The sequence below is a fragment of the Sporomusa sp. GT1 genome (assembly GCF_014634905.1).
Classification (GTDB): Bacteria; Bacillota; Negativicutes; order Sporomusales; family Sporomusaceae; genus Sporomusa; species Sporomusa sphaeroides.
Map to the genome: position 1 here is coordinate 44,939 of NZ_BMBX01000005.1, position 12,239 is coordinate 57,177.

Consider the following 12,239-nt stretch of genomic DNA (forward strand, 5'->3'; position numbering starts at 1 on the left):
CCCCAGCTGAATCCTAGTCGGAATTATCCAGGGGCTTAGTCGCGCTTACTCCCGCCGAAAGAGACGGGAGTCTTAGAGCGAGTTAGCCACCGGATAAATAGGAAGATGACGAACGGAGGAATGTATTTATGGCAAAAGCAGTACTGATGCAGGGAAATCATGCTTGTGCAGAAGGCGCGCTTGCCGCCGGTGCCAGGTTTTTCGCCGGCTATCCGATAACACCGTCTACCGAGGTGGCCGAGCTGTTGGCCAGGCGCCTGCCGCAGGTGGGCGGTACCTTTATCCAAATGGAGGACGAGATTGCCGGCATGGCCGCCACCATCGGCGCCTCACTGACAGGTGTGAAATCCCTGACAGCCACCAGCGGTCCCGGTTTTTCCCTGAAACAGGAGTTAATTGGCTATGCCTCTATGGCCGAAGTACCCTGTGTTATCGTCAATGTACAGCGGGTTGGCCCCAGCACCGGCCAGCCGACCTCGCCGGCCCAGGCCGATATCATGCAGGCCCGCTGGGGTTCCCATGGCGACAGGGGAGTTATTGCCCTCAGCCCTGCCAGTGTCCCGGAATGTTTCAGCCTGACGGTGGAGGCCTTTAATCTGGCTGAGAAATATCGCACGCCGGTAGTGCTGCTGCTGGACGAAATCATCGGTCATATGCGGGAAAAAATCGAGCTGCCCGAGCCGGACAGCCTGAAGCTTATTAGCCGGAAAAAGCCCGCTTTGCCGCCGGGCGAGTTTCTTCCTTATAAGCCGGAAGCAGATGGTGTTCCCCCCATGCCGGCCTATGGTGACGGCTACCGGTTTCATGTAACCGGGCTGGCCCATGATTATACCGGCTTTCCCAGCGGTGCCAACAGTACTTCGCATGAATTGATTGCCAGGCTGCATACCAAAATTACCGATCATATTGATGATATTGTTACCTTTGAAGAACAGCAGCTGGCCGATGCCGAGGTTGCCGTTATTGCCTTCGGCGGTACGGCCCGTACGGCCTATGCCGCCATTGAAATGGCGCGTGAACAGGGAATCAGGGCAGGCTTGTTCCGGCCCATTACCATCTGGCCGTCGCCGGAAAAGCAGCTTGCCGCCCTGGCGAAGCAGGTCAAAACCATTATTGTGGCCGAACTCAACTACGGGCAGTATGTCGATGAAGTGGAGCGGATTGTTGCCGGACAGGCCCGGGTGATATCGCTGGCCAAATGGAATAATGATCCGATTACACCTGCCGAAATGCTGGCAGCCATTGCCGAAGCAAACGTCAAATAGGGAGGGAACAAGATGGAACAATTACTGGAAAAATACTTTCGCCCCAAACTGCCGCATATGTGGTGTCCCGGCTGTGGCAATGGCATTGTAACGGCCGCCATTGTCCGGGCTATTGACAAGCTGGGGCTTGATCAGGATAAAACCACCATTGTGTCGGGAATTGGCTGCTCGTCACGGGCTCCCGGCTATCTGCATTTTGACACCCTGCATACGGCCCATGGCCGGGCACTGCCGTTTGCTACCGGGATTAAGCTGACCAAGCCGGGGCACAAGGTGCTGGTTATTACCGGCGATGGCGATGCTACCGCTATTGGCGGCAATCATTTTATTCATGCTGCCAGACGCAACATTGATCTTACTGTCATTGTCTTTAACAACAATATCTATGGTATGACCGGCGGGCAGTACTCGCCGCTGACGCCCCATCTGGCCAAAGCCACCACCGCCCCTTACGGCAATGTTGACCGCGCTTTTGATTTAGCTGAGCTGGCCAAAGGGGCCGGTGCCACCTTTGTTGCCAGGTCAACCACCTACCATGCCAAGCAGCTTGCCGAACTGGTAACCAAAGCCATCCAGCACGAAGGCTTTGCCGTGGTGGAAGCCATGACCGGCTGTCCCATCTCGTTCGGCAGGCAGAACAAGCTGGGAAAACCGGCCGCACTGCTGGCCTGGCAGCGGGACAATACCGTGCCGGTCGAAGCCATGGGCAAGCTTACACCGGAGCAGCTGGCCGGGAAAATTCCCATAGGTCTGCTGCATCAGAAAACTGCGCCTGAATATACGGCCGAATACGGCAAAATCATCAAACAAGCGATGGGAGGGCGTTCTTAGCATGATGGAAGTCAGATTAAGCGGCTCAGGCGGGCAGGGATTGATCCTGGCCGGCATCATTCTGGCCGAAGCCGCCATTGCCGACGGCAAAGAGGCCATACAGTCCCAGTCCTACGGGCCGGAAGCCCGCGGTGGTTCCAGCAAATCGGAGGTCATTATCAGTGATGCACGCATCCATTATCCTAAAGTTGCGACTCCTGACCTGCTTCTGGCCATGACCCAGGAAGCACTCAATAAATATGGTCCGGACCTCAAGGAAGACGGCCTGCTCATTATTGATAGCACCTTTGTCCGGGATGTGCCGGCACACTACAAACAGGTGCATGCCGTTCCCATTACCCAACTGGCAAAAGATAAATGCGGCCGTGAGCTGTTCGCCAACATCGTTGCCCTCGGGACCATTGCCAAGCTCACCGATACCGTCGGCCTGACCGCTCTGGAACAGGCCGTGCTGGCCCGTGTGCCCAAAGGAACTGAGGAAATGAACCGGCTGGCGCTCCAAACCGGTTATCAGGCTGTGTAAAAATATTGAGCAACCTCTGGCACTTAAGTGCCAGAGGTTGCTGTTGTTCATGTTGATAGCCGTTTATTATGTTACAATGTATTTGGATGTTGCTGCGGGAAATGCGGCCGGAGAAAAGCAGGACACCCGTGGTGTCTGTTCGTTTATTCTGGCAGGAGGTGATGTCGATGACACGGCTGAAGGGTGCCAAGGTTGTCATTGCCGATGATGAAAAATTAATGGCGCTGGAACTGCAGGCGTTGTTGCTGGAAACTTATCCCGAGCTGCAGATTGTAGGCGTGGCCCATGACGGCGAGGCGGCGTTGCAGTTGATAAAAACACATAAGCCTGATATTGCTTTTCTGGATATTCAGATGCCGGGCATGACCGGGCTGGAGGTAGCAGCAAGCATTATTGCCTGCGAAGAGCCGCCGGCGCTGGTTTTTTCCACAGCTTATGACGAATATGCTTTGCAAGCCTTTGCGGTAAATGCGATGGACTATATTCTTAAGCCCTACGATGAAGCCGACATCCAGCGGGTGATGGGTAAATTTGAAAAAATGCTGGCAGGCGCCAGCGTAAAGGCAAAGACAGGCGGCAATAAGGAACTGTCGAAACCCGGTGGTGTCCGTAAATTTTCGGTTGAAAAAGGGGACCGCATGGAGATTATCGACAGTGACAAAATTGAGCTTGTTTATGCCAAAGACCGGCTGGTGTATATTAAAACCCTTGACGGTGAAAGCTACCGGACTAAGCTGACCTTGCAGGAGTTCGAAGGCAAATTGCCGGCAGACCGTTTTTTCCGCTGTCACCGCAACTATATTGTGAACGTGAACCAGATTAAAGAGATTGCCACCTGGTTTAATAAAGGTTATATACTGATACTGCAAAAAACTGCTGTCGGCAGGAGCCAGGAGGTTCCGGTCGGCAGAGCGTACGCTGCCAGGCTGAAAGAGTATATAGAGTTGTAGCTGCAAGCCGCCGCCCTCCGGGGCGGCGCTTTTTTTTGTCCTTGCTATTGTCCGCTGGTCGGTGATTTTCCGTTGTTGGTCGGTATCGCATAGCCTTCTCTGGTTGTTACTATTTAGAATTGAGTTGAGTTTCTAAATATTTAATTAATATGGAGGCGATGTATGAGTAACTCAGCAGCAATAGTAGAGCCCGGTAAATTACGTAAGGCGTAGAGAGGAGCGAAACATGTGACAAAAACAAATGTAGCTGTTAACACAAATACGGGGGCCAATATGAGTGCTATTGAAGAATGGGGTAGAAAGTACGGGTTGATTGCAGCCATCTTGGTCGGGCTGGCAATATGGGCTATGCCTACCCCGGTGACCATGACGGTGGCGCAGCATAAATTGCTGGCAATATTTGGCGGTGCGGTGGTTGCCTGGATAACCATAGGAGTTAATTTTGCCGTAAGCACGTTTTTCGTAGTCACATTACTGTATTTCTGGGTGGGGAACCCGGCAGGCAAAGTAGATCAAGCCGGACAGTTAATCAGAGATGCCAACTTTGCGGTAGGTGGCTTTGCGTCATCCTCCTTATGGCTGCTGGTTACCGGCTTTGTGCTCTCCATTGCCATGACCAAATCCGGCGTAGCCAAGCGGCTGGCGCTGCAAATGATGAAGGTGCTGGGACGGACACCCACCGGCGCTATTTATGCCTCCATGCTGGCAAATTTTATTATAGCGCCGCTGACACCATCCAATACCGCCCGGACTGCCGCTATGCTGCCAATTGTGGAAGGGATCGCGGAAGCCTATAAAGCCAAGCCGGGTCAGAGCAATTTTGGCAAGGCGCTCATGCTGGCCAGCACGTTTACTTCCAATATTACCGGCTCCGCTTTTCTGACCGGCACCATCCCAAATCCGGTAGCTATCGGCATGATTGCCGCCGCAGCCGGCATGTCCCTTTACACCACCTGGAGTTACTGGGCCCTGGCGGCACTGCCCACCAACATTATTATTCTGGCATTAACCGGCTGGCTGCTGCTGAAACTGTATCCCTCCGAAGTAAAGGCCCTGCCTGGCGGTATCGACTATATAAAACAAGAGCTCAGCGCTATGGGGGCCATGTCTGCCCGTGAAAAAAAGGCTATTTTATACTTTGTTCTGGCGCTGGTGCTGTGGTCTACCGACGCGATCCATAAGTTTAACTCCACCATGGTGGCCTTCCTGGTGTCCATGCTGATATTTACCCCCCGTATCGGCGTGCTTGACTGGAAAGAAACCGAAAAATCACTGCCGTGGGAACTGTTCGTCTACTTTGGCGGGGTACTGACCTTAAGTGATGCTTTGATGAAAACCAAGGCGTTTGAGTGGATTATCAAAGCGCTGCTCGGTGCGCTCGGCCTGCAAAGCGTGGCTATGCTGCCGCTGCTCATCATCCTGATTGGCTTTAGCATATTTAGTCATGTTATTTGGTCCACCACTACGGCCATGACCGGAGTTATGATCCCTATTTACATCGGCCTGGCAAAAACCCTGGGCTTTGATATTGTCAGTTTTGTTATGCCGCTGGCCATTATGATGGCGTATGCGCTGTTTTTACCCTTCAATACCATGGGAAATATCATTATGTTTGGAACCGGCTATTATACCGTAACCGAACAACTGAAGTCTTCGGTGATACTCGGTCTGATTATCTGGGGGCTGTGGATTATCACGGCGTTTACCTGGTGGAAATGGATCGGCCTGTTATAGCCGGGGCGCATAGACAGAGAAAAAAAGGGGGCAGAGAGAATGAATTTTCCCAAGCTGGTTAACATACGGCAGACTTTTTCCCGCCCGCTGGTGGAGGATGTGCCAGGCGCGGTGCTTGCCGAGCTCAAGAGACTGAATATTGCGAATCAATTGGCCGGCAAGCGAATCGGCATTACCGGCGGCAGCCGCGGCATCCAGAATATCGTACCCATTCTCCGGCAGGTGGTCCAATATATTAAAGAGCAGGGCGGTGAACCCTGTTTGCTGGCGGCCATGGGCAGTCACGGAGGCGGCACTGAGGCCGGGCAAAAGGAGGTGCTTGACAGTTTAGGGCTTACCGAGGCCATGCTTGGCGCCGCAGTTGTCACCTGCGCCGAGAGCGAGATTATCGGCCACACCCGGGAAGGCATTCCTGCTTATATCGTAAAGTCTGCGCTCAAGCTGGATGGAATTTTAGTGGTTAACCGGGTGAAAACGCACACCTCCTTCAAAGGTCAAGTAGAGAGCGGCCTGGTCAAGAAACTGGTTGTGGGACTGGGAGGCCCGCAAGGGGCCAAACAGTTCCACGGGTTTGGCAGTACGGAACTGTCGCGGCTGCTGGTCGAAATCGGCGAGGTTCTCCTGGCCAAGCTGCCGGTTTTAGGCGGGTTGGCTATCATTGAAAATGCCTATGAGGAAACGGCGCTGATCCAGGGAGTGGCCACAGCCGAGTTTATCCAGGAGGAAAACCGGTTGCTGGCATATTCCAAGTCGCTGATGCCATTGCTGCCGGTTGACGATATTGACATTCTGCTTATCGGCGAAATGGGCAAAAACTTCAGCGGCACAGGTATTGATACCAATATCATTGGCCGGACGCGTATTCAGGGAGTGACTGAGCCGCTGAGCCCGAGTGTAAAACGGATTGTCGTGCTGGATCTGTCGGAGGAATCGCATGGTAATGCAACAGGAATCGGCCTGGCCGATTTTGTAACCCAGCGGCTGGTTGAAAAAATGGATCGCCAGGCAACCTATCTTAACTGTCTGACCAGCACCTTTGTCATCCGGGCGGCGACTCCCATTCACTATGCTGATGACAAAGCGCTTATGGAAGCCGTGCAGTATAGCCTGAGCAGCATTGCGCCGGAAAACTTGCGGGTTGTGGCCATTCCCAACACGCTGTTTTTAACAGAATGCCTGGTGTCGGAACCGGTTGCCCGGCAATTGGCTGTACGCACCGGCGTGACTATAGCCGGTGAAGCCAAGCCGCTGGCCTTCGACTCCCAAAACCGGCTGCTGCTAAATTTCCCCTAATCTGAGGCCGGTGGCCGCCGCAACCTTATTCCGGAGAGTAACAGATACAGATACCTGTAGTCTGGTTGCCGGGCAGCGTAATGTAAGCAAATAGCAGCAACAACCTCTGGCGCAGACTCGTTAGGGGTTGTTGTGCTATACCAAAACAGGATCTGATGGAATGCGGAGGACTAACGATGAATATTAAAGCCAAACTGACAACAATAATTTGCGGCCTGCTGCTGGTAGCGCTGGGAGTACTGGGAGGTATAAATTACTGGCAGTTCCATAACCTGATTACCGGTGACGCCGAGGCGGGGCTGAAGCTGACCGCCGCCGGCACCGCCAATGAAGCGGGGCTGTGGTTTGAGACCCGCAAGGCCGAAACCGTGCTGCTGGCCAATTCACCGCTGGTACTGGAGGACCGGGATAAGGCCATGGCGTATCTTACCGAAGAAAGCAGGCGGAACCCGATATTTTCCCGGTTTTTTCTGGTGGATGGCCAGGGCAACGCCGTTTATACCAACAAAACCCGCGCCAATGTAAGTGACCGGGATTTTTACCAAAAGGTCATGGTCAGCGGTCAGTCGTTCATCGCCGACCCGGTTATTTCTAAAGTGGATGGACAAATGGTGGTGGTCATTGCCGCGCCCTTAAAGCAAGCCGGTAAAACGGTCGGCATGCTGGGCGGCACCGTGATGGTGAATGACCTTATTGAAAAGGTGTTAACTGTGAAAACCGGCCAGACCGGGTATGCCTACGTCATTCAGGGGAATGGCCTGGTAATTATCCATCCGGAAAAAGATTTAATAATGAAAGCTAATTTTTTGGCAGATCAGGCTGTGGATGCACAACTGCGGCAGCTTACCGGGCAAATGACGGCAGGTAAGCAGGGGGCCGGCCGGTATACCTTGCAGGGAGTGGGCAAATATTTGGCTTACGCGCCTGTGACGGGAACCTCGTGGAGTCTGGCGGTAACGGTTCCGGCTGCGGAAGTGCTAACCGGGCTTGATTCCTTTAAAACCGGTTTCCTGATCACCCTGGGGGCAGTGTTGCTACTGGCTGGTATGGGCAGCTTCTTTTTTGCCCGCACCCTGGCGCGGCCGCTGCAGATGCTTAGCGCCATGACGGAGAGCATTTCCTGCGGAGATCTGACCGTACCGGCCGTCACCTTGCATTCAAAGGATGAACTGGGCCGTCTGGCCGCCGATTTTAATACCATGACCGCCAATACCAAAACCGTTGTTAAACAGGTGATGCAGTCTGCCGAGCAGGTTGCCGCCGCCTCGGAAGAACTGACCGCCAGCGCCGAACAGTCGGCCGTGGCGGCAACCCATGTGGCCGGTGCCATCGGTAAAGTTACGGTCAATACCGAAAATCAGCTAAAAGACTTGTGTGATACCACGCTGGTAGTCGAGAAACTTTCCAGGCAGATTCAGGAAATTGCCGGCGGGGCCAACGAGGCGACCCATTTGGCCAGGGAGACCTCTTGTAAGATTGTGACCGGAAAAGAGGCGGTGGAGCAGACCGTAAATCAAATGAACAAGATCGATCAGGCCACCAACAGTGTGCAGCAGGCTATTGAGCGCCTGGCCGCCAGCTCTTCGCAGATTAACGAAATTGTCAATGTAATTGCCAGCATTGCCGGGCAGACCAATCTTTTGGCGCTGAACGCCGCTATCGAGGCGGCACGCGCCGGTGAACAAGGCCGGGGCTTTGCCGTTGTTGCCGACGAAGTACGCAAGCTCGCCGAGCAAACGCAGGAGGCGGCCAAGCAAATTACCGGCCTGATCGGCGAGAATCAGGCCAATATAACCAATGCCGTCAATCTGATGAACGTGGGAACCGGCGATGTCCGGCAGGGCATTGGCCTTGTCCACCATGCGGGCGATTCGTTTGCTGAGATTGCCCGGCTTGTCGGGCAGGTTTCCGACCAGATTCGGGGCATATCGGCCGCCATTGGCGACATGGCCGTCGGCAGTGCCCAGATTGTTGACAAGGTACGGGGCGTGGAGCAGGCCGGCAACCAGGTGAACCAGCTGATCCAGGGCGTGTCTGCCGATACCCAGAGCCAGTCGGCCACAATGCAGGAGATAAGCGTAGCCAGTCATACCCTGGCGCTTTTAGCCGAAGAGCTGCAAAAAGCGGTGCATGTTTTCAAACTGTAGCATAAACGCCATTTTCAGGAGTACCTTCTTGGACCTTGCTTTATGATACAATAAATGCAGTATTTTTCTTCAGTATGGAGGTGGCAATGTGGATACCAGTTTGACAGAAGTTGTTATCAAGAATATCGCTGTATTAGGCGTGGCCGCCTACCTGACCACGCAGTTGCCTCCTTTCCGCAGAGCGCTGAACCAGTCCCAGTACCACTGGCAGGATAAGCTTAGGCTTATTCTGATCTTTGGCTTTTTTTCCGCCATCGGCAATTATCTGGGAATGCCTGTGCTGGGGTCGCTGGCGAACACCAGAATCGTAGGCGTTGTTGTCGGCGGCCTTTTAGGCGGTCCGGCTGTTGGCCTGGGTGCCGGTATTATCGGGGCCATCCCGCGATATTTTATGGGCGGCTTCACCATGCTTCCCGCCGTTATGGCCAATGTTCTGGTCGGCTATTTCAGCGGACTGGTATATGCCAGGTATGGAGCCCGGAAGATCGGGGTCGGCAAAGCATTTGCCACCGGCCTGGGTGCCGAAATCATACTGAAAATCATGGTGTTAACCCTGTCTACTTCCGCTGAAGCCGCCTGGGAACTGGAGCGGGTGATTGCTGTTCCGACCATCATTGCCAATAGCCTGGGGGTAATGCTTTTTGTGTATATTGTGCGCGATGTGTATCAGGAGCAGGACAAAGTTCAGGCCAAATCGGCGCAGCAGGTCATGCGCGTCATCCAGAAGACCAGCAATATGCTGCGGCAAGGACTGACGCTGGAGTCCGCCCAACGGATTGCCGAAATTATCCACGCCGAAGTAGGCGCTGATGCTGTGGCGGTAACCGATACGGATAAAACTCTGGCCTTTATCGGCAAGGGGGACGATCACCACATTGTCGGCCAGCCCTTTATTACCGGGGCTACCAAACGGGCGCTGCAGTCCCGGCAAACGATTATTACCAGTAACCGGGAGGAGATCGGCTGTCCGAACAAAGCCTGTCCCCTGGGGGCGGTAATCGATGCCCCGCTCATCGTCAATCACCGCTTTCAGGGGAGCATTAAGGTTTACAAGACCGGCAACGGAGTGATTCTCCCCTATGAAGCCGAACTGGTGCAGGGCATTGCCGACTTTTTAAGCCTGCAACTGCTGCAATCCGAGCTTGAGGTGCAAACCATACTTTTGTCCCAGGCCGAGTATAACTCCTTGCGGGCCCAGATTCACCCCCACTTCATTTTTAATATTTTAGGCACCATCAGAGCCACCATCCGGACAGAGCCCGAAAAGGCGCGGGTGCTGATAAAGAATTTGTCAGATATGATCAGACGGCATATAAAGCCGGGGAAAGAAGTAAATACATTAAAAGAAGAGCTTGATTTTATCGATAACTATGTTTATTTGGAGCAAGCCCGGTTTGGCGACCGCATCCAGATTATAAAAGTCATTGACCCCGAAACATACCATTATATTATTCCGGTTTTTTCCATCCAGGTACTTGTGGAAAACGCGGTTAAGCATGGGCTGTCCCCGAAAAAAGACGGCGGCGTTATTGAGATTCGTATTTGGCGGGACAATGCAACCCTGAATATCCGGGTCCAGGATAATGGGGTGGGGATTGCCCGGGAGCGGCTGGTTTGCTTCAGCGAGCTTCCTGTCGCTTCCCAATTGTCAAGCGGGATCGGTATCGGACTTAGTAATGTCCATGCCCGTATTCAGCGGCTGTTTGGCAAAGAGTACGGTCTTATTATAGAAAGCAGCCCAAATGAGGGCACATGCGTATCCATGCGGGTACCCCTGCAAGAGGCAGTATAATCAAATACCAAGGCAAAAGAGCAGCAAAAGCATTGAATAGCATTTCTTTTTAGTCAATCAGTAGAACAGTAAAGGAGGCAGAAGGTAAGTGAACAATTTATCAGCAAGAATCCGAAATACAACATTGCAGGAAAAAATTATTTCTGCAGAGGAGGCCGCGTCTTTGATTAAGGCCGGCATGAATATCGGCACAAGCGGTTTTACCCCTTCCGGCTATCCCAAGGCGGTGCCGCTGGCTTTGGCCGAAAGAATCCGGCAGGAAAAATTTACAGTCAACCTGTGGACCGGCGCCTCGGTCGGTAAAGAACTGGACGCGGCTTTGGCGGAAGTAGGCGGAATCGCCAAAAGGCTGCCCTATCAGACTAACGCTGTTACCAGGCAGGCCATTAATAGCGGGCGCATGCAGTATACCGACCTGCATTTGAGTCATGTGGCGCCAATGGCCCGTGCCGGTTTTCTTGGCGGCAAGGTGGATGTTGCTATTGTGGAAGCCTGTGCCATTACCGAAGGCGGACATATCGTTCCCACAACCTCGGTGGGCAATGCCGCCGCTTTCGTGCAGTTGGCCGATACAGTCATTGTCGAACTTAATGTGGCGCAGCCGCTGGCACTGGAAGGAATGCATGATATTGTCACACCCGGCCTACCGCCCGTACAGGCCGTACTGCCGCTGGTTAATGTAGCCGATAGGATTGGTGTGCCGTATATTCCCTGCTCAATCGAGAAAATCGCCGGCATTGTCGTAAGTGACATTCCTGACGACGTTCGGCCCCTGGCTGCCGTTGATGCCGATGCCAAAGCCATGACCGGGCATCTTATCAAGTTTCTGCAGGCGGAAATTAAGGCCGGGAGAATGCCTGCAAACCTTCTGCCGCTGCAATCGGGGGTCGGCTCTGTTGCCAATGCCGTTATCACCGGACTGGTGGACTCGGATTTTTCCAACCTGACGGTGTACACCGAGGTAATCCAGGACGGTATGCTGGATTTAATTGATGCCGGCAAACTCACCTTTGCCTCCGGTACGGCGCTTACCCCGTCACCGCAGGGGTTACAGCGGTTTTATGCCAATCTTGACAGATACAAAGACAAGCTGGTTTTGCGGCCGCAGGAGATTTCCAACCATCCGGAAATCGCGCGCCGGTTGGGGATTATTGCCATGAATACCGCTATTGAATTTGACATCTATGGGCATGTCAACTCCACTCATGTCATGGGCAGTAAAATTATGAACGGCATCGGCGGTTCCGGTGACTTTGCCCGCAACGGTTATCTGACCTGCTTTTTCAGCAGCTCGGTAGCCAAGGACGGGGCAATATCCTGTATTGTGCCCATGTGCTCCCATATTGACCACACTGAGCACGATGTTGATGTATTCATTACCGAACAGGGGGTGGCCGACATACGCGGTCTCAGCCCCAAAGAGCGGGCCCGGAAAATCATCGGCAATTGCGCCCACCCGCGTTACCGTCCCCGGTTGCTTGACTATCTTGAACGGGCAGAGAAAGCTACCGGCGGAGCCCATACGCCGCACTTGTTAGCCGAGGCGCTGTCCTGGCACTGCCGTTTCCTGGAGACCGGAACCATGCAGTTCTAAATAAATGTAAAAAAATACTAAAAATTACAGATGATGCAAACTATTGACAGATATTGGAACGCTAATTATAATAAAAGTATAATTAAATATTGCCTCAAGGGGAGTAACCT

9 protein-coding genes are annotated in these 12,239 nt (G+C 53.3%); all 9 read left to right on the plus strand.

All coding sequences use genetic code 11. The annotated features are described in order from the left end of the window. Positions 1-128: 128 nt before the first annotated feature. Positions 129-1,265 (plus strand): 2-oxoacid:acceptor oxidoreductase subunit alpha, encoded by a 1,137-nt coding sequence (locus tag GT1_RS08805; RefSeq protein ID WP_188398392.1) that lies wholly within the window; start codon positions 129-131, stop codon positions 1,263-1,265. Positions 1,266-1,277: 12 nt separating this feature from the next. Then, a complete protein-coding gene (locus tag GT1_RS08810; RefSeq protein WP_188398393.1) occupies positions 1,278-2,096 on the plus strand; it encodes a 2-oxoacid:ferredoxin oxidoreductase subunit beta in 819 nt (272 codons plus the stop codon). A 1-nt stretch (position 2,097) separates the two neighbouring features. Next, the gene (locus GT1_RS08815; protein WP_075752420.1) at positions 2,098-2,619 is read left to right on the plus strand and encodes a 2-oxoacid:acceptor oxidoreductase family protein; all 522 of its coding nucleotides are present in this window, start codon (positions 2,098-2,100) and stop codon (positions 2,617-2,619) included. A gap of 167 nt (positions 2,620-2,786) precedes the next feature. Beyond that, positions 2,787-3,569: a LytTR family DNA-binding domain-containing protein gene (locus GT1_RS08820; protein ID WP_188398394.1), complete on the plus strand. Its 783-nt coding sequence runs from the start codon at positions 2,787-2,789 to the stop codon at positions 3,567-3,569. 228 nt (positions 3,570-3,797) lie between these two features. Next, complete coding sequence (locus tag GT1_RS08825; RefSeq protein ID WP_223226130.1) at positions 3,798-5,303, plus strand: DASS family sodium-coupled anion symporter; 1,506 nt, start codon at positions 3,798-3,800, stop codon at positions 5,301-5,303. Positions 5,304-5,342: 39 nt separating this feature from the next. Continuing rightward, on the plus strand, positions 5,343-6,596 hold the full coding sequence (locus GT1_RS08830; protein WP_188398395.1) for a DUF362 domain-containing protein: 1,254 nt from the start codon (positions 5,343-5,345) through the stop codon (positions 6,594-6,596). Between the two features lie 176 nt (positions 6,597-6,772). Continuing rightward, entirely contained in the window at positions 6,773-8,743 is a 1,971-nt protein-coding gene (locus GT1_RS08835) for a methyl-accepting chemotaxis protein (protein ID WP_188398396.1), read from the plus strand. A gap of 88 nt (positions 8,744-8,831) precedes the next feature. Beyond that, positions 8,832-10,535 carry a LytS/YhcK type 5TM receptor domain-containing protein gene (locus GT1_RS08840; RefSeq protein WP_188398397.1) on the plus strand — a complete coding sequence of 568 codons (1,704 nt, stop codon included), beginning with the start codon at positions 8,832-8,834 and terminating at the stop codon, positions 10,533-10,535. Positions 10,536-10,623: 88 nt separating this feature from the next. Next, the gene (locus tag GT1_RS08845; protein WP_188398398.1) at positions 10,624-12,129 is read left to right on the plus strand and encodes an acetyl-CoA hydrolase/transferase family protein; all 1,506 of its coding nucleotides are present in this window, start codon (positions 10,624-10,626) and stop codon (positions 12,127-12,129) included. Positions 12,130-12,239 lie beyond the last annotated feature (110 nt).